The following is a 23,295-nucleotide window of genomic DNA, read 5'->3' on the forward strand; positions in this document are numbered from 1 at the left end:
TGGTAATTCTAAATTAAATAATTAGTAATTGGTTTCTATGGAAGTGATTTTTGCATCACCCCAAAGACTTTCAATATCGTAAAACTCTCTAATATGTTTTTGGAAAACGTGAACAACCACGTTTACATAATCTAAAAGTACCCACTCTGCATTTTCTCCGCCTTCTACGTGCCAGGGTTTGTCTTTAAGAGCCTTACTTACTGTTTTTTGGATGGAATTCACAATGGCGTTTACCTGTGTATTGGAAGTCCCGTTGCAAATTATAAAATAATCACACACGGTATTTTCTAGTTGCCTAAGGTCAAGAATATCAATGTCGTTGCCTTTTACCTCTTCAATTCCTTTAATTATATGCGCAATAAGTTGATCGTTGTTCGCTTCTTTTTTTGCCATTAAAATTAATTATTTTCGCAAAGTTATTACTTTTTAGCTGTTTATAGGCTTAGTTTACATAACATTTAACGCCCGTTTCATTTCTTACTATTAGTATGCGTATAATCAAAGTTAATGCCACCAATTCTACAAACGAATTCGCCCGGGAGCTCTACCGCGGCAAAACTTCTTTTGAACCCATATGTGTGGTGGCTCGTGAGCAAACCAAAGGTCGTGGCCAACGCGGCTCTGGGTGGGTTTCAAATGCGGGAGATAACCTTACTTTTAGCGTTTTATATCCCAAAATAAGAGTTGGTGTAAACCATCAGTTTTTGATGAGTGCCACCGTATCTCTGGCTATTATTGAAGTGCTAAACAAATTTAATGTGCCTACATTAAAAGTGAAATGGCCTAACGACATAATGTCAGCACGCTATAAGATTAGCGGAATTCTTATTGAAAATATTCTGAAAAATAATGAAATAGCTGCCTCTATAATTGGCGTGGGATTAAATGTGAATCAAACTCAATTTCCCGGCCTCCCACAGGCTTCTTCGCTTAAATTGGTAACCGGAGTTCAATTTAACCTGGATGAATTACTAAAGAGAATTACCGATGAATTTGAAGAAAAATTAACTCAAATAAATGCTGAAGCTGAAACATCAATTTTAGAGAAATATGCAAAGAATATGTTTAAACGAGATGTAGTGTCTACTTTTCAACTGCCAGATAACACTTATCTCACGGGAATTATTCGTGGTGTCACCAATTCGGGCAGGTTGAATTTGGAAATAGAAGATTCGGTTTTTAAAACTTTCGATTTAAAAGAGATTAAATTGATGTACTAAAAAGAATTTTAAAAGTATTCACGTCAACCTGAACTTGTTTCAGGTTCTAACTCGATATTAATTCACATCGAGCCAGAACCTGAAATTTAAATATTGATTTAAAATAAAAGTTTTTAAAATTTACAGCTTCCCTATATTTTCAGCTAAAGTATTAATGAATTTGGTTAAAGGTTTTTTAACCATCATCGCCATCATTGCATTGAATTCCCCATTGAACTCCATTTGCACTTCACTTTGGTTTTCATTTAAAGCCGAAATATGCGCTTTTAATTTAAAATCAAACTTCTCTGAAGTAGAACCTAAAACAACCAATTCCGGTTCTATGGTTTCCAGAATTTCCAATTTTATTACGGGCATTCCTTTAAGGCCAAAAACAAAAGTTTTCTCATCTCTAACTTCAAATACTTCTTTGCTCTCAGGCATTAATTGTTCATAATTCTCAACCTTAGTCAAAAAATTAAACATTTCCTGCTGACTTTTATCTGCAGTAACTTTTGGGCTTTCTATATTCATTATTTATTTTTTCCAGTTTGCGGGATCCTGACGCCATTCTCTTAAAGTACCGGCTTCAGTAGCATTTATGTAATTAGTTTTTTGTGCGGTTTCCAACAAGAAATCGTAATCGCTAAGGGTATGCAATTCTATTCCTGATTTTGCAAAGTTTTCGTCGGCAGTTTTAAAACCATAAGTAAAGATTGCCAGCATTCCTTTTACATTTGCTTTGGCTTCTTTTAAAGCTTTTACCGCATTTAAACTGCTGTTTCCGGTGCTTATTAAGTCTTCAATTACCACCACCGTTTGTCCTTCAGAGAGATTTCCTTCAATCTGGTTTTTTCGTCCGTGGCTTTTAGCTTCGGGGCGAACATAGATAAACGGAAGGCTCAAAATCTCGGCTACCAACATCCCAATACCAATGGCGCCTGTGGCTACCGCTGCAATAACATCGGGTTTACCATAAAGTTCTTCAATTTGGCGTGCAAACTGTTCCCTTATGTGATTTCTAATTGGCGGGTAGGAGAGCACTATTCGGTTATCGCAATATATTGGCGATTTCCAACCGCTGGCCCATGTAAATGGTTCTTGTGCATCTAATTTTATTGCTTTAATTTGCAATAACAGTTCAGCAGTTGTTCTGGCTGTTTCTTTATTTAAAATCATACTGCAAATGTATAAAGTTTTTGTAAATGATATTCCCTTAATTCTCTCTACAAAGAAAGATTTTGGCGAAAATTATGTATCACTGCCCATTAAGAAGGTGAGAATTAAACGGATAATTAAAAAAATTAGTAAAGGAGAACTGCTTTACGTCAATCTTTATCACGAAAAAGAAGAAAAACTGCTGAAACATTTGTTTAAAAAGCTACGTGTGGTTACTGCCGCAGGTGGAATGGTTTTAAACGATAAAGATGAAATACTGTTCATTTACCGAAAAAAACGCTGGGATCTTCCTAAAGGTAAAACTGAAAAGAACGAAACTATCGAGGCTTCTGCAATAAGGGAAGTAGAAGAGGAAACCGGGGTTGAAGGTTTAAAAGTGACCAAATTCTTACAGAAAACTTATCATATTTTTAAACGAAAAGGCCGTTACAGGCTAAAAGTTACACACTGGTACGAAATGCGAACCTCCTACGATGGCGAATTACGTCCCGAAACCAAAGAAGGAATTGAAAAAGCAAAATGGAAAGATTTAAAGAAAAGCCAAAAGGCCCTTCAAAAATCTTATGCTAATATTAAGCTCCTTTTTTCTGAAAAATACTTAGCGCGGCATTCTGAAGATAGGGTAGCGTAGATGCGCCGCTTCATAATGTTTAGATTGTTTGTGCAGCCAGGCTAATTGATTGTATGAACTGTTAGAAAATTCGGAATCACTGCGTTTCTTTTCTTCAAAACGTTCTTTTAATTCAGGATTTTCATCTAGCATTTTCTTTGCAATATCTTCAAAAACGTAAGGCGAAAAACCTTCTTTTTGCTGAAGAACGGTATCAAAGAAATTCCAGTTAAAGAAAGAATCTGGCGCTTCTGGCTCTAAAGTTTCAATTAAATACCTGGCACCATCCTGAAAGGTTTTAATCACAAAATCCCCTTTTCTAAACTTCACTGAATCCATCTTTTTAGAAACTTTGGTTTCACTATGCATATAATGACCTTCGTAGGCTTGATCCCTGGTTTTAAAATCTTCTATTTTATAAGTTTCTACATATAAAGTAGTATCTCGCTGTAGCGGTTCCAGCTTTATTTTGTTGAGTTTTAAAAGATCGGTGAGCTGCCACCAACCTTGCGGAATGACATATGCCCTGGGGATCTCTATGGTATCTTCCGCAATAAAATTATTGTAGTAATCAACTTGTTTCGTAAACGGCTTGTCACTATCATATTTTAAACGATCGTTCCCGGTAACTTCACTGGCAATCATTTCCCCTTCATAACCTTTAAATTCCATTTCGCTGGGATTTTCCATATCGGGTTTAAAATTTATGGGGTACCAGCGATCTGTCAGGTATTTTCGTGAAGCCCGATTGCGAATATCTTTCATTCGTTCCCTGTCATTTTCGGCAATACCAATCATACTGCGCATCAACTCGTAAGTTCCCCTAACTCGTTTGGGGTAGGGTTTTAGCATATGCGTTTCTACCATCATTCCAATAGTATTCCATAGCGTTGTATAACCAGTAGAATAGCGAGGATGATCGTTAAATTGTGAAAATCCCTCTTCCGGGACTGTATTAAAAACATTCACATAAGGAGTAATATCCCAGTCTTTTTTAGCGAGTGAATCTTCCAGCGCCGGCATAATTTGTTCATTCAAATAAGTTCCCAGTTCACCGCCTAATTTATTATGCTGGGTAAATAGATGGGTGAGTGTATATTGATAATCGGCACCATTGCTCACGTGGTTATCAATAAAAATATCTGGTCTTACGTGGTGAAAAATCTCGTAGAAACTTCGGGTGTTTCGCGTATCTGCTTTTATAAAATCACGATTAAGGTCGTAGTTCCTGGCATTTCCTCTAAATCCATATTCGGCAGGTCCGTTTTGATTGGTTCTACTTGTGGAATTACGATTTAAAGCACCACCAATATTATAAATGGGAATAGTAGCTAAAACGGTATTTTTTGGTGCGGTAATAGAATCTCCTGCCAAATCCCTAAAAAGCATCATAGTGGCATCTATGCCATCGCTTTCCCCGGGGTGAATACCATTATTTATAAGAATAATACTATTTTCTTCCCTTAACTCTTCAAAATCAAAATCTTTATTTGGGCTATAAATGGCAAGATGCAGCGGTTTACCACTATCGGTTTTCCCAAATTCCTCGAGGCTTATTTTGCCCGAACTTTTGGCAAGTTGGGTGTAAAAATCAATAACTTCTTCATAAGTGCCGGTTTCTTTACCATCACTTTTTTCAAATCTGGTTTCAAGATCATAATCAGTAACCAGTTGATATTTTTCTAAATCGCAAGAAATCAGCGAAAGTAGCCCCACACTCAAAACGAGAATTTTTTTCATAGTATCCTTAGCAATTGAAGGTATAAACTTAACTAAAACCCGCCTAGCCACCAAAAAACTTGGGTTAATTGGCTCATGTTAAAGTAAACCTAATCTACTGTAAAAACTTTTCAGCGGAAATATTAAAGGCTAATTTTAAACTAAAATGCTGAAATTATGAAAAAGCTTACTACAATTATAGGTATTTCTCTTTCCTGCTGGCTTGCTATTCCAGCCCAGGCTCAGGTGAATACCAATCTTAGTGAAGAGAAGAAAAAAGAATTGTCACAACAACCCACAGACGTTGTAGAGACAGCAATTGGCGAACTTAGGTTAGTGCCGCCTTTTTCTTCAGAATCGGTTACCAAAGAGAGTGAAGTGATTGGTTGGGGAGATAAAAAACCACAGGCCCCGGCCGGATTTAAAGTTACCAAATTCGCAGAGAACTTAAAACACCCACGAAGAACTTACATAGCGCCAAATGGAGATATTTTTGTGGTTGAATCTAATACGAAAAACAGCGCCAACAGAATTACGCTGATAAGAGATAAAGATGGGGACGGAACTCCAGATTATCAGGACGTATTTTTAGATGATTTAAATCAACCTTACGGAATGTTGGTTTTGAATAATTATTTCTACGTTGCCAATACCGACGGACTTTACCGGTATCCATATACTGAAGGAGCTACAAAAATTGAAGCCAAAGGAGAGAAAATTCTTAGTCTTCCTGCAGGCGGATATAATAATCACTGGACGCGTAATTTACTCGCTAATGAAAATGGAAGTAAAATTTATGTCTCTGTAGGTTCTGCCAGTAATGTAGGCGAATACGGAATGGATAAAGAAGAAAGACGGGCAGCTATTCTTGAAATTAATCCTGATGGAAGCGGGGAGAAAATTTATGCTGCCGGGTTAAGAAATCCCGTTGGGATGGATTGGAATCCTGTTACTGGTGAACTTTGGACCGCTGTGAACGAGCGAGATAAAATTGGAAACAACTTAGTGCCAGATTATATTACCAGTGTGAAAGAAGATGGTTGGTACGGCTGGCCTTATTCTTATTACGGGCAGATTCAGGATCCAAGATGGGCAGATGATCCGCATACTGATTTAGTTGAAAAAGCCATTGTGCCAGATGTGCCCGTGGGACCACATACTGCTTCTTTAGGTCTTGCATTTTATACTAAAAATAAATTTCCGGAAAAATATAAAAATGGCGTTTTTGTAGGCCAGCACGGTTCCTGGAACAGGGCGGTTTTCTCTGGGTATAAGATACTTTTTGTGCCTTTTGATGAAAACGGAAAACCCGGCCAGCCCGAAGATTTCCTTACCGGATTTATAGCCGATGAAGCCGAAAGTAAGGTGCACGGGAGACCTGTAGGAGTTACTGTTACACCAGATGGAGCTCTTTTGGTAAATGACGACGATGCAAACATAATCTGGAAAGTTTCAGCAGAATAAAATATAGAATATTGGAAAAAAAATTACTGGCGCTTTTATGCCTATTTTGTCTTGGTAACCTGTTTTCTCAGGAAAATCAATTTAAAGTCCTAAATGCAAATACTACTGAACCTTTAGAAGATATTTCTGTCTACAAAAATTCATCGCTAGTTGCTGTTACAGATGAAGATGGAAATTTCAGTTTGAATTTAGAAGAATTACCCGGGAATTTTCAAATTTCAGCACTTGGTTTTGAAACTTTAGAAATTAGACTTACAGCAACTACGCCACAGGAAATATATTTGAGTCCAATTTCCGAAGCACTCTCAGAAGTGGTGGTGCGAAGTACGGTCATACCCAAAACACTTAGAAAAGTGCCGGCGTCGGTAAACCTGGTAACTCAAACGGACTTTAATCGTACCGATGCTACAAATGTGTTGGAAACTTTTAATAATGTTCCCGGAATGTTTGTAAACCAGGGCGCTTTAAATACTAACAAAATAAATATTCGTGGTATCGGTGCACGTTCGCAATACAGCACCAATAGAATTCAGGCTTACTTTGATGGAATTCCATTAACCACCGCCGAAGGGGAATTAACTTTAGATGATTTTGACCAGGAAAGTCTGGATAGAATTGAAGTGATAAAAGGACCAACTTCGAGTATTTACGGTGCCGGATTGGGAGGGTCTATTAACCTTTATTCAAAACAACCCGAAAAGGAAGAAGCCCGACTGACTGCAAAAACGCAATTTGGAAGTTTTAATACCCAAAAACAGGTTTATCAGGCTTCAAATACCACTAAAAATTCTTCACTTTTTGCAACGTTTGCTAACTTAACTAGCGATGGTTACCGTGATAATGGAAATTACGACAGAAAATCGGCTTTGGTAAATGGAAGTTTAAAAACCGGCGAAAACGGTAGTTTGTCTTATCTCGCAAATTTCACCCGTTTAAAAGCATTTATTCCGAGTTCTATTAACGAAGATGATTTTCTAAACAATCCCAAAACCGAGGCATTTACCTGGGGGCAATCCCAGGGCTACGAATCTTACGATCGTGGAATGCTGGGCGGTTCTTATACACATTCACTTTTTGATAATTTCAGCAATACTACCAGTGTTTTCTTAAGTTTTAGAGACGCTTACGAGCCGCGTCCTTTTGATATTTTAAAGGAAGAGCGTGTTTCGGCCGGGGTTCGAACAAAGTTCAATTTAAATACCCGGGTTTTTGAATTCCCTTCAGAAATTAGTTTTGGTGCCGAATATTATAACGAATGGTATGAAACAGGAACTTTTGAGAATTTATACGAAGAGTTTCCTGGGGAAGGAAGTGTGTTGGGTGAGCGCGAAAGCAATAATGAACAGGATAGAAATTACGCCAATTTTTTCGCTCAAATTAATTTTGAATTTACTGAAAAATGGAATCTTGAAGCAGGATTTAACCTGAATACTACCAATTACAGATTAACCGATCTTTATACACAAGACGAGGTAGACCAAACCGGGGATTATAGTTTTGATCCGGTTTTTTCACCTAGAATTGGAACGAGTTATGAAATTGGTGAGGGCAAAAATATCTATGCCTCCATAAGCCACGGATTTTCAACACCCACGGTTGCTGAAACCTTAACTCCCGAAGGGCAGATAAACACCAACCTTGAACCGGAAACCGGGATTAATTATGAAGCCGGATTTAAAGGAAACTGGCTTCAAAATAAGTTGTATACCGAAATTTCGGTTTTTTCCATTCAAATAGAAAATCTACTTGTAGCACAACGTGTGGCTGAAGATCAATATGTAGGAATAAATGCAGGAAAAACCAATCATAATGGAATTGAATTCCTAACCAACTACCGCTTTTTAGTAGGTTCTGACATTTCGATTAAACCTTATATTAATGGCGCTATAAACTTCTTTGAGTTCGATGAATTTATAAATAATGAGGAGGATTTCTCCGGAAATGAACTGCCCGGTGTACCAAAATATACGATAAACCTGGGAGTCGATATTCAAAGCGAATCAGGTTTTGAATTCTACGGAAATTTTAGAAACGTGGGTGAAATTCCTTTGGATGATGCGAATTCTGGTTATACAGATCAGTACAGTTTGCTGAATTTTAAAGCGGGTTATACTTTTAATTTATTTCAGGATTTTGATATAAATCTTTATGGCGGAGTAAACAACGTGTTGGATGAACAATATGCAGCAAGTGTTTTAACTAATGCCGTAGGATTTGGAGGTTCAGCACCACGTTCTTATTATCCCGGTAATCCCAGAAACTATTTTGGAGGCGTTCAACTGAATTATGTTTTTTAAAAGCCTAAACCTGGGAGGTTTTCCTAAACTTTAATATTAAACGTTATCGCGACCGAAGAATGAGGGCGGCGATCTTTTTTAGTTAAAAGTGAATAGATAAGAGTAAAGAGAAAAGAGGTAAAAATGAGGGTGTTTTTCGAAACTTTAAACTCAGAACTTTTAATTAAGAAATAGGAACTTCTCAGGAACAGATTGCCACGTCCCGCTACCGCAGTCCTCGCAATGACGAGCAACGCGAAACAATAAACCCCAAACAACAAACAAAAAACACAAAAAACCGACAACCGAGAACTCACAACCGAAAACCGATCAAACTTTTATATAAAATTTAGCATATAAAACCACCTGTTCTTCTGAATGTTTTAATAGTTTACGGCAACAACTAATCATTGCTAATTAACCTAACCAAAAACATGAAGATTCAAAAAGTATTAGTGGCCAATCGTGGGGAAATCGCGATTCGAATTTTTAGAGCCTGCACCGAAATAGGAATAAGAACTGTAGGTATTTTCACCTTTGAAGATCGCTACTCCCTGCACCGCTATAAGGCCGATGAATCTTACCAAATAGGCCCCGATAAAGAGCCTTTAAAACCTTATCTGGATATAGATGCGATAATCAATACCGCCAAAGAGGTGGGTGCCGATGCTATCCATCCCGGTTATGGATTCCTCTCAGAAAACGCCGGTTTTGCACAAGCCTGTAAAGACAACAATATTATTTTTATTGGGCCCGAGGTTTCGGTATTAAAGAGCCTGGGCGATAAAGTTACCGCGAAAACTGTAGCGGTAAAGAATAATGTTCCGGTGATCCAGAGCAACGAAAAAGATCTGGAAAGCCTTGATATTGCTATCGAAGAAGCCGACCGAATAGGTTATCCCATTATGCTGAAAGCTGCCAGCGGTGGTGGAGGCCGTGGAATGCGAGTGCTTAGAGAAGAAGCTGAACTGAGAAAAGCTTTTTCAGAATCTAAACGCGAAGCGCTGAATGCCTTTGGAGATGATACCGTTTTTATTGAAAAATTCATTGAAAATCCGAAGCATATTGAAATCCAGATCGTGGGAGATAACCACGGGAATATGGTGCATCTTTTTGAGCGTGATTGCTCGGTGCAACGTCGCTATCAAAAGGTGATCGAGTTTGCGCCTTCGTATAATCTAAACCAAACCACAAAAGAGAAACTTTATGAGTATGCCGTAAATATTTGTAAAGCGGTGAATTATAATAATATCGGGACGGTAGAATTTCTGGTAGATCACGATGGCAGTATTTACTTTATTGAAGTAAATCCACGAATCCAGGTAGAGCATACTGTTACTGAAGTTGTAACGGGAATAGACCTGGTTAAAGCGCAGTTATTTATCGCCGGTGGTTATAAACTAAGCGATGAGCAGATAAAAATTAAAGATCAGGCTTCGCTAAGCACTAACGGTTTTGCGCTGCAATGTAGAATTACAACCGAAGATCCCGCCAACGATTTTCAACCCGATTATGGGACCATTACCACGTATAGAAGTGCTTCCGGATTTGGGATTAGATTGGATGCCGGTAGTTTGTATCAGGGCGTGACAATTTCGCCTTTCTTTGATTCTATGCTGGTAAAAGTTTCTTCTAGCGGAAGAACTTTAGATGGCGCCTGCCGTAAAATGCGTCGTGCTTTAACTGAATTTAGAATTAGGGGCGTAAAAACCAATATTCCGTTTTTAGACAATATTCTTCAGCATGAAAAATTTAGGGAGGGGAGCGTAACCGTTAATTTTATCGCCAATAATCCCGATCTATTTAAACTGAAGGAAACCCGGAATCGCGCTACCAGGATGGTGGAATTTCTAGGTGATGTGGTGGTAAACGGAAATCCCGATGTAAAGGAAATAATAGAAAAACCGAAACTTATAAAAGCCGATGTTCCTGCTTTTGATCGCCATGCATCATATCCAAAAGGAACCAAAGATTTGCTTACCGAGCTTGGCCCAGAGAAGTTTGCAGAATGGTTAAAAAATGAAAAGAAGATTCATTTTACCGATACTACTTTTAGGGATGCGCATCAAAGTCTGCTGGCTACCAGGATGCGAAGTACAGATATGCTAAAAGTGGCTGAAGGTTTTGCTAAAAACCATCCTGAAACATTCAGTATGGAAGTTTGGGGAGGCGCTACGTTTGATGTTTGCCTCAGATTTTTAAGAGAAAACCCCTGGGAACGTTTGCAACTACTTCGGAAAGCGATGCCAAATATCTTGCTGCAAATGCTAATGCGAGGTTCAAACGGGGTAGGCTATACCGCGTATCCAGATAATTTGATTGAGAAATTTGTGGCTGAAGCCTGGGAAAACGGAGTAGATATTTTCAGGATTTTCGATTCTTTAAACTGGATGAAATCCATTGCGCCCTGTATAGAATACGTGCGTAAAAATACTTCCGGCCTTGCAGAGGCTTCCATTTGTTACACCGGCGATATACTCGACAAAAACAGTAAGTATAATTTGGAATATTATCTTCAGCTGGCGAAAGATATTGAAAACGCCGGGGCGCATATTTTGGCGATAAAAGATATGGCCGGGCTGCTAAAACCTTACGCCGCCGGCGAGTTGGTTTCCGCATTAAAATCAGAGATCAATATTCCGGTGCATTTGCATACTCACGATACTTCTTCCATACAATCAGCTACTTATTTAAAAGCCATAGAAGCCGGGGTAGATGTGGTAGATGTTGCGCTGGGTGGACTTTCCGGACTTACCTCGCAGCCTAATTTTAATTCCCTGGTGGAAATGACGAAATCTGGCGAGCGTAAAGCCGATTTCAATATGGAGAAACTCAATGAATATTCGCATTATTGGGAAGCGGTAAGAAAGTATTATTTCCCATTTGAAAGCGGACTTAAAGCCGGAACTGCCGATGTTTATAAACACGAAATTCCTGGCGGGCAGTATTCCAACCTTAAACCACAAGCCGAATCTTTAGGGTTGGCTTCCAGGTTTCACGAGATCACCGCGATGTATTCTAAGGTGAATAAACTATTTGGCGATATTATTAAAGTGACGCCAAGTAGTAAGGTGGTGGGCGATATGGCGCAGTACCTGGTGAGTAATAATTTGAGTATAGAAGATGTAATGGAAAAAGGCGAAAACCTTTCTTTTCCGCAATCGGTGGTAAACTTTTTTAAAGGCGATCTTGGTCAGCCTTATGGCGGTTTTCCTGCTGAGCTGCAAAAGATCATCTTAAAAGATCAAAAACCTTATACCGACAGGCCTAATGCACATTTAGAACCCATAGATTTTGAAAAGGAATTCAAGGAATTCTGCGATATTTTCAAGGAAGGGATGGGCCGAAAACTGGAAATGACAGATTTCCTTTCGTATAAATTATATCCAAAGGTGTTTACCGAATATTTTAATCATTATAGAAAATTCGGGGAAGTAATGAATATTCCCACTCCTAATTTTTTCTACGGAATGCAACCCGGCGAAGAGATCACGGTTGAAATGGATAAAGGGAAAATTCTGCTTATAGAATTCCAATCGGTGGGAACTGCAGATGAAGACGGACTCGTAGATGCATTCTTTAAAGTAAATGGCCAGACCAGAACAGTAAAAATTCAGGATAAATCGGTTAAGGTTGAAAAAGTGGTTCATCAAAAGATTGATAAATCGAACGATAAGGAAGTCGGTGCACCTATTCAGGGCTCTATTTCTTCGGTTTTAGTGGAAAAAGGACAAAAAGTTAAAAAGAACGAACCTTTATTTGTGATTGAAGCTATGAAAATGGAAACCACGATCACCGCTACTAAAGAAGGCGAAATAGATGAAATAATCCATAAAGAAGGCACCATGGTTTTTGCTGATGATTTGGTGATTAAACTTAAAGACTAGGCTGAATTTATATTCAATTTAAATTCCTTTTTCGCAGAATATGTAGTCAAAACCTCGAGATTCAGAAAGTCCGATTTTTCATCGGATTTTCGCGGGGTTTTGACTACGGTTTTTGGCATTTTCGCCAAAAAATTCCTTGAAAAAGGCGTCTTTTTCTTTGCTTCGTTTCTTTTGGACGAGCAAAAGAAATGAAGGGCAGATACAACCAAACAGCTTTTATGACGAAAGATTAAAAAATAACCATAAACCAACGTAAAAAGCGAAGCACAATGTTTCACCACACACATCCCTATAAACCTTTTATTCCGGAAAACGCAACAAAACTAATTGTAGGAACATTACCGCCTCCAAGATTTACGAAAGGGGAATTTAAGGAAGGTGATGTTAATTTTTGCTACGGTAGCCGCGACGGACTTTTATGGCTCGTGCTGGATAATATTTTCGAGCTGGACCTTAAATTTGAAACCACAGAAGAAGCGGTAAAACAACGTAAAGAGTTTTTAAAAGAAAGAGGGATAGGAATCTGTGATATGGTAGAAAGCAGTAGGAGGGAAAAGGTAGATGCTTCCGATCTTGGGATGCAGGAAGTAGAACTTAGGGATATGATAGGGATTTTAGAAGAAAATCCGAATATAGAAACCCTGCTTTTTACCGGCGGAAATTCCAAAAATGGTCCTGAATATTTTTTCCGAAGGCATTTAAAGCAAATTGAAAGTGATATCCGTTTAAAAGTAATTTCCAACGAAGTTCCGCGGGTTCACCAGTTTGTTCTGAATGGCCGACTCATAAAAACAGTCTCTCTAACCGCGCCTTCGGGTTCGGCCAATCGTGCTATTGGAAGTATGGAGCTTTACAAACAACTAAAACAAAAAGATAAGGATTTTAATACCATAGATTTTAGGGTAATGCAGTATAGGGAGTGGTTTTAAATTTTACGATTTTAACGTCATGCTGTCCCGAAGCTTCGGAATGGATCCAGGATCTAACATGAACCGAAAATTTTCACTTTAATTACTCTCGTCATGCTGAACTTGTTGCAGCATCTAGCATGTTTAAAAATGTAAACTTGATTTCATCTTAGATCCCGAAATAAATTCGTGGTGACGAATTCAATGTCATCCTGAACTGGTTTCAGGATCTAACATGATTGAAATCACAATTACTTATACCCTAAATGAAAAATCGAGCCAGATTTCGAAATAATTTAGAAAGAAAAACTTATAAATTTCGTTTGTAAAATAACCTTAGTAAAAACAAAAACCCTGAATCTAAAAGTATAAACTTTTAAATTCAGGGTTTCCAGACGTAGTCAACTTAAAACTACTGTAACTCTTTCTTTTCCTGCTCGGCCATGGTGGTTGGTTTCACCTTAAACTTTTTACGTTTAGGGCGCAATTTTCCATGTGTACCGATAGCAATTTTTCCTCGTTTCGTTTTTTTGTCTCCACGTCCCATAAATTACTTTTTGTTTTGTTGGTCTTTTATGGTTTTTTCATCGATATCCACCTCGTTGGTCTGTTTATCAGTTTTCCCGGTTGGATTGGTTGGATTAGTCTGATCTTTATCTCTCTTCCTTTTATTATCTTCAATTGGCCCTCCCATAATTATCATTTTTTGGTTCACCTACTAAGATAAGAAATGAGAACCTAAAAAGCTCCCAAGAGCATGTTAGAATTTGGTTAAACCGGCCTGATGCTTTTCACAAAGTCAGCTATATTATTTTTTCCATCAGCGTTGAGGTGTTTAATAAAAGCCGAACCAATAATAGCTCCCTTAGCATACTGAGTCGCCTGCTGAAAACTTTCGGCATCACTAATTCCAAAACCAACCACCTGCGGATTTTTGAGTTGCATATCGCTCACTCTTTTAAAATATTTTTTGGTTTCATCGCCAAAACCACTGGTAGAACCGGTCACGCTCGCAGAACTTACCATATAGATAAACCCGTTAGAAACTGAATCTATAAATCGAATACGCTCCTCGGAAGTTTGCGGCGTTATCAGGAAAATATTCTGAAGTCCGTTTTCCTCGAAAATCGATTTATATTCTTCATTATACACATCTACCGGGAGATCTGGTATTATAAGTCCGTCAATGCCAGTTTCAGCGCATTTTTTACAGAATTTCTCCACGCCATACTGAAGAATAGGATTAAAATATCCCATAATAATCAGCGGGATTTCTACAGACTCCCGAATTCCTTTCAGCTGATCAAAGAGTCTAATGGTAGTCATTCCACTTTTTAGCGCTTTGGTAGAACTCTTCTGGATAGTTGGACCATCCGCCAGCGGATCGCTAAATGGCAAACCGATTTCAATAAAATCTACCCCGTTTTTTTCTAAATCCTGAATAATGGAAATTGTATCTTCAGGTTCAGGATAACCAGCTGTAAAATAGATAGAAAGCATCTTTTGCTCTTCCTGAAGTTTTTTATTTATTCTGTTCATTTCTATTTATTTGTCATTGCGAGGGCAGTGCCCGCGGCAATCTTTTTATTTTTACGTCATTCTGATTTCTATTTCAGAATCTAATTTGTTAGAATTTTCAGGGCATAAATTTTACCTAACTTTCAAATCACACTCATCTTAGAACCTGAAACAAGTTCAGGTTGACGGTTAATTTTTATTTTTACTCCGTTTGCGAGGGTATCGCCTTTGGTAATCTTTTCAAACTTTTAGACCTCACAGGTTTTGGAAACCTGTGAGGTCTTATGCTAAAGATCAAAATAATCAATATACGTACTCAAATCCTTGTCGCCACGACCTGAAAGATTGATCACTACTACATCGTCTTTTTTAAACTTTCGGTCTTCAAAAATCGCCAGGGCATGAGAGGTTTCAATAGCAGGTATAATCCCTTCCAGTTTTGCAAGTTCCAGGCCGGCATCCATTGCAGCTTTATCGGTTATGGAAATAAACTCTCCACGGCCACTTCTAAATAAGTTGGCGTGCATTGGCCCCACACCCGGATAATCGAGTCCCGCGGAAATAGAATAAGGCTCAGTAATTTGCCCGTCGTCGGTTTGCATCAGTAGCGTTTTACTGCCGTGAATAATACCTTCTTTCCCCAAAGCAGAAGTCGCGGCACTTTCACCACTTTGTATGCCTTTTCCGGCTGCTTCTACCGCAATAATCCCCACATCTGGATTGTCTAAATAATGGAAATAAGCACCAGCGGCGTTACTTCCGCCACCTACGCAAGCCACTACATAATCAGGATTTTCACGATTCTCTTTTTCCTTCAACTGAATTTTAATTTCCTCCGAAATCACTGCCTGAAATCTCGCTACCATATCAGGGTAGGGATGAGGCCCAACCACAGAACCAATAATATAATGTGTATCTAGTGGGTTGTTAATCCAATCTCGAATCGCTTCGTTGGTGGCATCTTTTAAAGTTCGACTACCTGATTTTGCCGGAACCACTTTGGCTCCAAGCATTTTCATTCGGGCTACGTTTGGCGCCTGGCGTTCAATATCAACCTCGCCCATATAAACGATACACTCAATGCCCATAAGCGCGCAAACAGTAGCGGTAGCAACGCCATGCTGTCCGGCACCGGTCTCAGCGATAATTCGGTCTTTGCCAAGGCGTTTTGCCATTAGAATTTGCCCCACGGTATTGTTCACTTTATGCGCACCGGTATGGCAAAGATCTTCGCGTTTTAGGTATATTTTTGTATTGTATTTTTCACTAAAACGTTTAGCATAATAAAGCGGAGTTGGACGCCCTACATAATCGCGCAATAGATCCTTAAATTCTTTTTGAAAAGATTCCTCTTTCATGATATCCAGGTACTGCGAACGCAATTCCTCTACATTTGGATAGAGCATTTCGGGAATAAAAGCTCCCCCAAAATCGCCGTAATATCCTTTTTCGTTAGCCTGATAGCTCATTTTTATTTGTTTTATTTAGCGCCACAAGTGCACTATTTTTTTATAATTTTTGCAACCTCCTGAACCTAGAACCTGAAACAAGTTCAGGTTGACGATCAATTTTTAATCTTTCTTGCGAGGGCATCGCCCTTAACAGTTTTTAGTATTTTTCTTTCGTCATTCTGAATTCATTTCAGAATCTAACTTGTTTTGATCCTTTTACCACAAATACACTAATATTTTTCTATTTTATTACTGTATTTTGTTTCTAGGGGAAAACGATTTGATCTTTTAAAATCATACCTACAAGGTTTTGGAAACCTTGCAGGAGTTTTTATTTCGTTTTCGAATTCACTAATTTTTATCTAATCATTGCGAGGACAGGGCCCTTAGCAGTTTTAGTGTTTTTCTTTCGTCATTCTGAATTCATTTCAGAATCTAAGTTGTTTTAATTCCAAACTCCAAACTGATAAACCAAAACAGACAACCGATAACTGACAACTCAAAACCGTTTTCTAAACTCTTTCAGTTTATCAACATTTTTAAAACCAGCTTCCTCTTCAAATTTACTATTTACATCTATGGCATAAAGCAAATTTCCCTTTCCATTTTCTTCAAAATAAGCTTTTAGTTTTTTAATAGCTTCAACTTCCTCCGGTCCAATTCCCCCACTGAGGAAAAAAGGTTTTTCTGAAGGATATTCTTTTAAAATCTCCCAGTTGAAAGTGATCCCATTTCCGCCTTTGTTTTTTCCTTTAGTGTCAAAAAGAAAATAATCTACTACAGCTTCATATTCCTCTAAACGCTCAAAATCAAAATCGTCTTTTACCGAAAAAACTTTTATAATTTCCACCTCGGTTTCGATCAACAGGGTTTTTAATTCAGCGCAAAAAGCCGCGCTTTCATCCCCGTGCAATTGAATCGCATTAAGATCGTGTTTCTTGATTTTTTCAAGGATCAAGTCGATTTCTTCATTTACAAAAACACCGGTTTTCTTTATTGCCAAAGAAATCTCCGGGATTTCAGCATCAAAATTTCTTGGGGTTTTTTCATAAAAGATAAAACCCATATAGTCAGGCTGAAGTTTTGCAACTTCGCTGATATTTTCGGGATGTTTCATCCCACAGATTTTGAGTTTTAAGTTTTTCATTCTTAGCATTCTTTTATTACCCACCTTAACTTCGGGATTACTGAAAGTCTATTAAACGTCATCCTGAATTTATTTCAGGATCTAAGTTATTGATAATCCAAATTTGTTAGAAGCTGAAACAAGTTCAGCTTGACGAAAACCAGACTTTAGAGATAGCCCAACTATTTTATTACTTGCTCAATTCTTTTACAAACTCAGCCGCAGCTTTTCCGGGATCGTTTGTCTTCATAAAATTCTCCCCGATTAAAAAGCCTTTATAACCGTATTGCTGTAAATCTTTGATCGCTTCAACCGAGCTAATTCCGCTTTCAGAAACCTTTACAAAATCATCAGGAATTTTCCCCGAAAGCTCTTTACTTATATCGGTGCTCACTTCAAACGTTTTTAAATTCCGGTTGTTTACGCCTAACATATCCAGACTGGGCAAAATGGATTTTTGTAATTCTTCTTCGTTATGAACTTCCAGTAATACTTCCAGACCTATACTTTTTGCAAATTCTGAAAGTCTTTTAATTTCTTCCCTTTCCAGCACTGCAGCGATAAGTAAAATAACATCGGCACCGTGAGCCCTGGCTTCAAGAAGTTGGTATTCATCAATAATAAATTCCTTTCGCAACAAAGGCATCTTAACCGCAGCACGGGCATAAAGTAAATCGTCTAAAGATCCGCCGAAATACTTGCCGTCAGTTAGTACTGACATTCCTGATATACCTGCTTCTTCATAACCTTTGGATACGTCTTCCACATTTAAATCCTGATTGATAACCGATTTTGACGGCGAGCGCCTTTTATGTTCTGCAATAATTCCGGTTTTACTGCTTCTCAATTTTTCGGCTAGAGAAACCGTTTCGCGCTCAAAAAGCGCAGATTTCTCCAATTGTGAAACGGGAACCACCAGTTTTTTTAAGACCAGTTCTTTATGCTTATCGGCTATTATTTTATCTAGAATGTTCATTTTTTCTGTTGTCTGTTCTCAGTTGTGGGTTTTCCGTTTTTTCCTTCTCGTCATTGCGAAAGCGAAGCCTGTGGCAATCTGTTATTATATTCGTAACTCTATTCAAAAGATTGCTTCAGTAGTTCCTCCTTCGCAATGACATTTCTTTTTAAATCTGTCATTGCGAAGATGGCAGCAGCCAGATGCGGCAATCTCTTCTTCAGTTTGGTGTTTATCATTTGTTACTATTTTACTATAAACTACACACTCAACCTCTGCAACTTCTCCAATGCTTTTAAAGCCCTACCCGAATTTATAGATTCCCGGGCAGTTTCAAAACCTTCTTTGACACTAATTTGTTTTGCGGTGGCGATGGCCATACCGGCGTTGGCGCAAACCACGTTATTTTGTGCATTGGTGCCTTTCCCTTTTAGAATATTCACAAAGATTTCTGCTGAACTTTCTATAGAACCACCCCCGGCAATATCTTTCTGTTTTAAAGTTTCAACTCCAAAATCTTCCGGACTTAACATTCCTTCAGAATTATTGGAAATGGTTTTGGTATTTCCGGTAAGGGAAATTTCATCATAACCATCTAGGGCGTGTAAAATAGTGAAATTCTTATCGGTGTTCTGGTACAAATAACCATACATTCTGGCGAGTTCCAGGTTAAAAACTCCGACTAACTGATTTTTTGGAAAAGCCGGATTTACCATTGGCCCAAGCATATTGAAAAAGGTTTTAACAGCAAGCGACTTTCGAATTGGTGCCACGTTTTTCATCGCCGGGTGGAATAGGGGAGCGTGCAACACACAAATTCCGGCTTCAGCGATACATTTTTCCAGAAATCCGGCATCGTTACTAAATTTGATTCCCAGGCTTTCCATAACATTAGAACTTCCGCTAACCGAAGAAACTCCGTAGTTTCCGTGTTTCGCCACATTTACTCCCGCTCCTGCCGTAACAAAAGAAGAAGTGGTAGAAATATTAAAAGTATTCTTACCATCGCCCCCGGTTCCGCAGAGATCAATGGGATTATAAGCGCTTAGATCAATGGCTACACAAAGTTCTAAAAGCGCATCCCGAAAACCTTCCAGTTCTTCTATGGTAATGCTACGCATCATATAAACTGTGAGAAATGCAGCGATCTGACTTTCGTTATATTCCCCATTTGAAATACTGAAAAGCGCCTGCTTCGCTTCATCTTTAGAGATGGTTTCGTGGTTTATGAGTCTGTTTAGTAGTTCTTTCATATCTAATTTTGTCATTCCCGTGAAGACGGGAATCTTTTTAATTGCACTTTGTCACTCCCGCAAAGGTGGGAGTCTTTTTTAAAACATAAATTTTGTTGCTTAGAGATTTCCGCCTGCGCGGAAATGACTAAGATTCTACCCAATTCTGAATCATCTTTTTCCCATCTGGAGTCAATACCGATTCGGGGTGAAATTGCACTCCACGCACATCAAATTCACGGTGGCGAAGGGACATAATTTGCCCTTTTTCATCGTAGGAAGTGGCTTCCAGAGAATCTGGTAGTTCTTTTAAAACTACCCAGGAATGATAACGGCCTACGTTCATTGTTTTTGGGAGATCTTTAAAAAGTGGTTCGTCGTCTACACAAAGATCCATCGTGGTGGCAATACCGTGATAAACCGATTCCAAATTCCCTAATTTCCCGCCGAAAACTTCACCGATGGCTTGCTGGCCGAGGCAAACTCCTAAAATGCTTTTTGAAGAAGCATATTTTTCTATAATGGGCTTTAATAATCCGGCTTCACTGGGAATTCCTGGACCGGGGGAAAGCAGGATTTTATCATATTTTTCAACATCTTCCAACTCTAACTGGTCGTTTCTTACAACCGTAACCTCGCAATCCAATTCTTCAAGATAATGCACAAGGTTGTACACAAAAGAATCGTAATTATCTATAACTAATATTTTTTTCATTCTACCTGGTGTGAAATTCTGTTTTTAATACTAAAAGTTGCGTCAATCTATATTTGCTGCAGATTCTAATATTATTAAATGAGAACATGTTAGATCCTGAAACAAGTTCAGGATGACGTATTGTTTTTAATTCTTTTAAATATCCTCAGCGATATCTAATGCCTTGGTTAATGCCCCTAGTTTATTGTAAACTTCCTGTAATTCGTTTTCTTCTACAGATTCTGAAACAACACCTGCGCCTGCTTGATAATGCAATTGATGATCTTTACTTACAAAAGATCTAATAATAATGGCGTGGTTAAAATTTCCGTGGAAATCCATAAAACCGATGGCGCCGCCGTAGGCATCACGATTTACATTTTCGTATTTTTCAATAAGTTTCATCGCGCTGTGTTTTGGCGCGCCGCTTAAAGTTCCCGCCGGAAAAGTGTCGGCTACAACCTGCATTGTAGGTGTTTTTGGGTCTTTAGTGCCAGTAACTTTGCTTACTAAATGTATCACGTGAGAGAAAAACTGAATTTCCCTATATTTTTCTACCTTCACATTACTTCCATGGCGGCTTAAGTCGTTACGAGCCAGGTCAACTAACATCACATGTTCAGCATTTTCCTTTTCATCTGCTGCGAGTTTTTTAGCTAATTCAGCGTCTTCTTCATCGTTTCCGGTACGTTTAAAAGTTCCGGCGATAGGATGAATTTCTGCCTGACCATCCTGCACCACCAATTGGGCTTCAGGCGAACTTCCGAAGATCTTAAAGTTTCCGTAATCAAAATAGAAAAGGTAGGGTGAAGGATTTACGCTGCGTAAAGCGCGGTAAACATTAAATTCGTCTCCTTTAAATTTTTGAGAAAATCTGCGGGAAAGCACAATTTGAAAAACATCGCCACGATAGCAGTGCTTTTTGCCAAGTCTTACATTTGCCTTAAATTCTTCGTCGGTAAGGTTTGATATTGGTTCCTGCTGACGTTCGAAATTATAGGTTGCGAAGTTCTTAACCTTAATTAATTGTTCGATTTCAGCGATTTTTGAATCGGTATTGTAACTGTGATCAAAAATATAAGCTTCATTATTGAAATGATTAATTGCGATTATATTTTGATAAACCGCATAATAAATATCTGGAAGTTTGAGGTCGCCATTACGTTTCTTGATCTCCAGATCTTCAAAGTACCGAACCCCATCGTAAGCGATATAACCGAAAAGTCCGTTGTTGATGAATTTAAAATCAGAATCTTCAGTTTCAAATTGCTTTGAAAATTCCTGGATTTGATGCGGTACGTTTACTTCAGGAGTAATCTCGGTTGTTTTTTTACTTCCGTCAGGAAAAACTTCGGTAATCACTTCATTTTGAATCTTGATAGAAGCGATAGGATTACAGCATATATAGGAGAAACTATTATCGTTGGCATGATAATCGCTACTTTCCAGCAAGAGGCTATTGGGATATTTGTCCCGGATTTTTAAATAGACACTCACCGGCGTAATGGTATCGGCAAGGAGTTTTTTATAGGTGGTTTTTAGTTGGTACATAAATGTTTATTTCTGTCACTACCGCGAAGGCGGGAGTCTATTCTTAAATTAATGTGTTTCTTTTTAAATTCTATGTTCTGAGATTTCCGCCTTCGCGGAAATGACAAAAAAACTAAATAAAAAAAGGCTTGTCGTGAGACAAGCCTTTTGTATGAATTTATACTATAGCGATGTTACTTCACGACGTTTGACGTAAATTGTTCCACCACCAGGTATTTGTTGTAATTGTTTTCATAAAGTGTAATAAATACCCATTTGGGCTTTCATTACTTCAAAGATAGAAAGCTCTTTTAAATAAACAAGTCAATTTTATAAAAAGAAAAGCCGGAAAAGTAAATTTAACTTTTCCGGCTGGAAATGTGCAATTCAACTAATTAGAATTTCAACTCAATATTTAAATCGAAATTATCGTAAATCGTTTGGTCTCCAAGTCCGCTAAAAAAGCTACCGGAATTGTATTTCACGTTATATTTAGAACGATCTATACTTAATTTAGTAGTAGCAGTATTGTTATTATAATCCAAATCGAAAGTCACGGGATGGGTGTTTTCTTTAATAGTAAGATCGCCAACCACACCATAGGTGCCGTCTTCTTTTTTGGCAACGCTGGTAATCACTAATTTTGAAGTTGGATGATTATCCACACCAAAGAAATCGTCTGAATTTAAATGACCTTCCAAACCTGCTTTGTTGTCTCCTTTAAGATCGGTTACGGTGATCGTGCTCATATCCATTACAAATTCACCACCTACGATTTGATCATTCTCAAATTGGAATTTCCCACCTTTTAGATCTATGGTTCCAGAGTGAGATCCTAATACTTTTTTTCCTGTCCAGGCGATGTTACTGGCCTGTGCGTTTACTTGTTTTTCCATAATAATTTTTTTCTTTTTCTTTTTCTTTTTTCAATTTCAATAGCAATTTCTTTCCCGTCTCTAATTAGAATTTTAATTCTACATCAAGTTCAAAATTATCGTAGATAGTTTGGTCACCAAGGTTATCAAAGAAACTTCCAGAACCGTAACGTACATCGTATTTAGAACGGTCTATGGTTAAATCGGTAGAAGCTGAATTCTTGTCCATATCTAAATCGAAAGTAATAGAGTTTGTTTTTTCTTTAATAGTAAGATCGGCAACTACACCATAAGTGTCATTACTTTTCTTTGCAACACTGGTAATTACCAATTTGGCGTTAGGGTAGTTATTCACTCCAAAAAAATCATCAGATTTTAAGTGACCTTCTAACTTTCCTTTGTCTTCTCCTTTAAGATCGGTTACCGTAATAGAAGACATATCCATTACAAATTCACCACCTTTAAGTTCGCCGTTTTCCATAGTGAAATAACCTTCTTTCAAGTCTATGGTTCCTTCGTGAGAACCGGTTACTTTTTCGCCTTCCCATTCAATGTTGCTGTTTTTTACATCAATTTTCTTTTCCTGTGCGTTTACATTGGTAAAAGATAAAAGAGATACGATAACTGTAGATGCAAGAGCACCTTTAAATAGATTCTTTTTCATAGCAATTT

General features: G+C 38.2%; 21 protein-coding genes. 6 read left to right on the forward strand and 15 right to left on the reverse strand.

Annotated elements, in window-relative coordinates; all coding sequences use genetic code 11:
- Positions 1-21: 21 nt before the first annotated feature.
- On the reverse strand, positions 22-393 hold the full coding sequence (gene rsfS / locus B5488_RS17040; protein WP_079736347.1) for a ribosome silencing factor: 372 nt from the start codon (positions 391-393) through the stop codon (positions 22-24).
- 95 nt (positions 394-488) lie between these two features.
- On the opposite strand from rsfS, the gene B5488_RS17045 reads away from it, so the two are divergent.
- The gene (locus B5488_RS17045) at positions 489-1,220 is read left to right on the forward strand and encodes a biotin--[acetyl-CoA-carboxylase] ligase (RefSeq protein WP_079736348.1); all 732 of its coding nucleotides are present in this window, start codon (positions 489-491) and stop codon (positions 1,218-1,220) included.
- A gap of 120 nt (positions 1,221-1,340) precedes the next feature.
- Here the strand turns inward: B5488_RS17045 and B5488_RS17050 are convergent, their stop codons facing one another.
- Together B5488_RS17050 and pyrE are read right to left on the reverse strand one after the other, a co-directional pair.
- Positions 1,341-1,733: an SRPBCC family protein gene (locus B5488_RS17050; RefSeq protein WP_079736349.1), complete on the reverse strand. Its 393-nt coding sequence runs from the start codon at positions 1,731-1,733 to the stop codon at positions 1,341-1,343.
- Between the two features lie 3 nt (positions 1,734-1,736).
- Positions 1,737-2,378 carry an orotate phosphoribosyltransferase gene (gene pyrE, locus B5488_RS17055; RefSeq protein WP_079736350.1) on the reverse strand — a complete coding sequence of 214 codons (642 nt, stop codon included), beginning with the start codon at positions 2,376-2,378 and terminating at the stop codon, positions 1,737-1,739.
- A gap of 7 nt (positions 2,379-2,385) precedes the next feature.
- On the opposite strand from pyrE, the gene B5488_RS17060 reads away from it, so the two are divergent.
- The gene (locus tag B5488_RS17060) at positions 2,386-3,009 is read left to right on the forward strand and encodes an NUDIX hydrolase (protein ID WP_079736351.1); all 624 of its coding nucleotides are present in this window, start codon (positions 2,386-2,388) and stop codon (positions 3,007-3,009) included.
- On the opposite strand, the gene B5488_RS17065 is transcribed toward B5488_RS17060, so the two are convergent.
- On the reverse strand, positions 2,977-4,728 hold the full coding sequence (locus B5488_RS17065) for a M14 family metallopeptidase (RefSeq protein ID WP_079736352.1): 1,752 nt from the start codon (positions 4,726-4,728) through the stop codon (positions 2,977-2,979). The two genes, B5488_RS17060 and B5488_RS17065, sit on opposite strands and share 33 nt — an antisense overlap.
- A 156-nt stretch (positions 4,729-4,884) precedes the next feature.
- On the opposite strand from B5488_RS17065, the gene B5488_RS17070 reads away from it, so the two are divergent.
- The 4 genes from B5488_RS17070 to B5488_RS17090 all read left to right on the forward strand — a co-directional run bounded on the left by B5488_RS17070 (position 4,885) and on the right by B5488_RS17090 (position 13,263).
- Entirely contained in the window at positions 4,885-6,171 is a 1,287-nt protein-coding gene (locus B5488_RS17070) for a PQQ-dependent sugar dehydrogenase (protein WP_079736353.1), read from the forward strand.
- Between the two features lie 11 nt (positions 6,172-6,182).
- On the forward strand, positions 6,183-8,468 hold the full coding sequence (locus B5488_RS17075) for a TonB-dependent receptor (RefSeq protein ID WP_079736354.1): 2,286 nt from the start codon (positions 6,183-6,185) through the stop codon (positions 8,466-8,468).
- Positions 8,469-8,881: 413 nt separating this feature from the next.
- The gene (locus B5488_RS17080; RefSeq protein WP_079736355.1) at positions 8,882-12,334 is read left to right on the forward strand and encodes a pyruvate carboxylase; all 3,453 of its coding nucleotides are present in this window, start codon (positions 8,882-8,884) and stop codon (positions 12,332-12,334) included.
- Between the two features lie 269 nt (positions 12,335-12,603).
- Entirely contained in the window at positions 12,604-13,263 is a 660-nt protein-coding gene (locus B5488_RS17090; RefSeq protein WP_079736357.1) for a uracil-DNA glycosylase family protein, read from the forward strand.
- A 391-nt stretch (positions 13,264-13,654) separates the two neighbouring features.
- Here B5488_RS17090 and B5488_RS17095 read toward each other — a convergent pair whose 3' ends face one another.
- The 11 genes from B5488_RS17095 to B5488_RS17140 form a co-directional block, all read right to left on the reverse strand.
- Positions 13,655-13,789, reverse strand: coding sequence for a 30S ribosomal protein THX (locus B5488_RS17095; protein ID WP_070054019.1), 135 nt, complete (start codon positions 13,787-13,789; stop codon positions 13,655-13,657).
- Positions 13,790-13,792: 3 nt separating this feature from the next.
- Positions 13,793-13,936: a hypothetical protein gene (locus tag B5488_RS18000; RefSeq protein ID WP_172840006.1), complete on the reverse strand. Its 144-nt coding sequence runs from the start codon at positions 13,934-13,936 to the stop codon at positions 13,793-13,795.
- Between the two features lie 77 nt (positions 13,937-14,013).
- On the reverse strand, positions 14,014-14,781 hold the full coding sequence (gene trpA, locus B5488_RS17100; RefSeq protein WP_079736358.1) for a tryptophan synthase subunit alpha: 768 nt from the start codon (positions 14,779-14,781) through the stop codon (positions 14,014-14,016).
- A gap of 266 nt (positions 14,782-15,047) precedes the next feature.
- Positions 15,048-16,229, reverse strand: coding sequence for a tryptophan synthase subunit beta (trpB, locus tag B5488_RS17105; RefSeq protein ID WP_079736359.1), 1,182 nt, complete (start codon positions 16,227-16,229; stop codon positions 15,048-15,050).
- Positions 16,230-16,710: 481 nt separating this feature from the next.
- Positions 16,711-17,358 carry a phosphoribosylanthranilate isomerase gene (locus tag B5488_RS17110; RefSeq protein ID WP_231919766.1) on the reverse strand — a complete coding sequence of 216 codons (648 nt, stop codon included), beginning with the start codon at positions 17,356-17,358 and terminating at the stop codon, positions 16,711-16,713.
- A gap of 169 nt (positions 17,359-17,527) precedes the next feature.
- Positions 17,528-18,313, reverse strand: coding sequence for an indole-3-glycerol phosphate synthase TrpC (gene trpC, locus B5488_RS17115; protein ID WP_079736361.1), 786 nt, complete (start codon positions 18,311-18,313; stop codon positions 17,528-17,530).
- Positions 18,314-18,552: 239 nt separating this feature from the next.
- Entirely contained in the window at positions 18,553-19,545 is a 993-nt protein-coding gene (trpD, locus tag B5488_RS17120; protein ID WP_079736662.1) for an anthranilate phosphoribosyltransferase, read from the reverse strand.
- Between the two features lie 127 nt (positions 19,546-19,672).
- On the reverse strand, positions 19,673-20,239 hold the full coding sequence (locus B5488_RS17125) for an anthranilate synthase component II (RefSeq protein ID WP_079736362.1): 567 nt from the start codon (positions 20,237-20,239) through the stop codon (positions 19,673-19,675).
- A 135-nt stretch (positions 20,240-20,374) separates the two neighbouring features.
- Positions 20,375-21,769 (reverse strand): anthranilate synthase component I family protein, encoded by a 1,395-nt coding sequence (locus tag B5488_RS17130; RefSeq protein ID WP_079736363.1) that lies wholly within the window; start codon positions 21,767-21,769, stop codon positions 20,375-20,377.
- Positions 21,770-22,143: 374 nt separating this feature from the next.
- On the reverse strand, positions 22,144-22,644 hold the full coding sequence (locus tag B5488_RS17135; RefSeq protein WP_079736364.1) for a YceI family protein: 501 nt from the start codon (positions 22,642-22,644) through the stop codon (positions 22,144-22,146).
- A 64-nt stretch (positions 22,645-22,708) separates the two neighbouring features.
- Entirely contained in the window at positions 22,709-23,287 is a 579-nt protein-coding gene (locus tag B5488_RS17140) for a YceI family protein (protein ID WP_079736365.1), read from the reverse strand.
- Positions 23,288-23,295: the final 8 nt, after the last annotated feature.

This window comes from Salegentibacter salegens (genome assembly GCF_900142975.1).
Classification (GTDB): Bacteria; Bacteroidota; Bacteroidia; order Flavobacteriales; family Flavobacteriaceae; genus Salegentibacter; species Salegentibacter salegens.

What these genes read in the sequence shown, in the direction of transcription:
- rsfS (WP_079736347.1), bottom strand. Translation starts at nt 393, where the DNA reads ATGGCAAAAAAAGAAGCGAACAACGATCAACTTATTGCGCATATAATT.
- B5488_RS17045 (WP_079736348.1), top strand. Translation starts at nt 489, where the DNA reads ATGCGTATAATCAAAGTTAATGCCACCAATTCTACAAACGAATTCGCC.
- B5488_RS17050 (WP_079736349.1), bottom strand. Translation starts at nt 1,733, where the DNA reads ATGAATATAGAAAGCCCAAAAGTTACTGCAGATAAAAGTCAGCAGGAA.
- pyrE (WP_079736350.1), bottom strand. Translation starts at nt 2,378, where the DNA reads ATGATTTTAAATAAAGAAACAGCCAGAACAACTGCTGAACTGTTATTG.
- B5488_RS17060 (WP_079736351.1), top strand. Translation starts at nt 2,386, where the DNA reads ATGTATAAAGTTTTTGTAAATGATATTCCCTTAATTCTCTCTACAAAG.
- B5488_RS17065 (WP_079736352.1), bottom strand. Translation starts at nt 4,728, where the DNA reads ATGAAAAAAATTCTCGTTTTGAGTGTGGGGCTACTTTCGCTGATTTCT.
- B5488_RS17070 (WP_079736353.1), top strand. Translation starts at nt 4,885, where the DNA reads ATGAAAAAGCTTACTACAATTATAGGTATTTCTCTTTCCTGCTGGCTT.
- B5488_RS17080 (WP_079736355.1), top strand. Translation starts at nt 8,882, where the DNA reads ATGAAGATTCAAAAAGTATTAGTGGCCAATCGTGGGGAAATCGCGATT.
- B5488_RS17090 (WP_079736357.1), top strand. Translation starts at nt 12,604, where the DNA reads ATGTTTCACCACACACATCCCTATAAACCTTTTATTCCGGAAAACGCA.
- B5488_RS17095 (WP_070054019.1), bottom strand. Translation starts at nt 13,789, where the DNA reads ATGGGACGTGGAGACAAAAAAACGAAACGAGGAAAAATTGCTATCGGT.
- B5488_RS18000 (WP_172840006.1), bottom strand. Translation starts at nt 13,936, where the DNA reads ATGGGAGGGCCAATTGAAGATAATAAAAGGAAGAGAGATAAAGATCAG.
- trpA (WP_079736358.1), bottom strand. Translation starts at nt 14,781, where the DNA reads ATGAACAGAATAAATAAAAAACTTCAGGAAGAGCAAAAGATGCTTTCT.
- trpB (WP_079736359.1), bottom strand. Translation starts at nt 16,229, where the DNA reads ATGAGCTATCAGGCTAACGAAAAAGGATATTACGGCGATTTTGGGGGA.
- B5488_RS17110 (WP_231919766.1), bottom strand. Translation starts at nt 17,358, where the DNA reads ATGAAAAACTTAAAACTCAAAATCTGTGGGATGAAACATCCCGAAAAT.
- trpC (WP_079736361.1), bottom strand. Translation starts at nt 18,313, where the DNA reads ATGAACATTCTAGATAAAATAATAGCCGATAAGCATAAAGAACTGGTC.
- trpD (WP_079736662.1), bottom strand. Translation starts at nt 19,545, where the DNA reads ATGAAAGAACTACTAAACAGACTCATAAACCACGAAACCATCTCTAAA.
- B5488_RS17125 (WP_079736362.1), bottom strand. Translation starts at nt 20,239, where the DNA reads ATGAAAAAAATATTAGTTATAGATAATTACGATTCTTTTGTGTACAAC.
- B5488_RS17130 (WP_079736363.1), bottom strand. Translation starts at nt 21,769, where the DNA reads ATGTACCAACTAAAAACCACCTATAAAAAACTCCTTGCCGATACCATT.
- B5488_RS17135 (WP_079736364.1), bottom strand. Translation starts at nt 22,644, where the DNA reads ATGGAAAAACAAGTAAACGCACAGGCCAGTAACATCGCCTGGACAGGA.
- B5488_RS17140 (WP_079736365.1), bottom strand. Translation starts at nt 23,287, where the DNA reads ATGAAAAAGAATCTATTTAAAGGTGCTCTTGCATCTACAGTTATCGTA.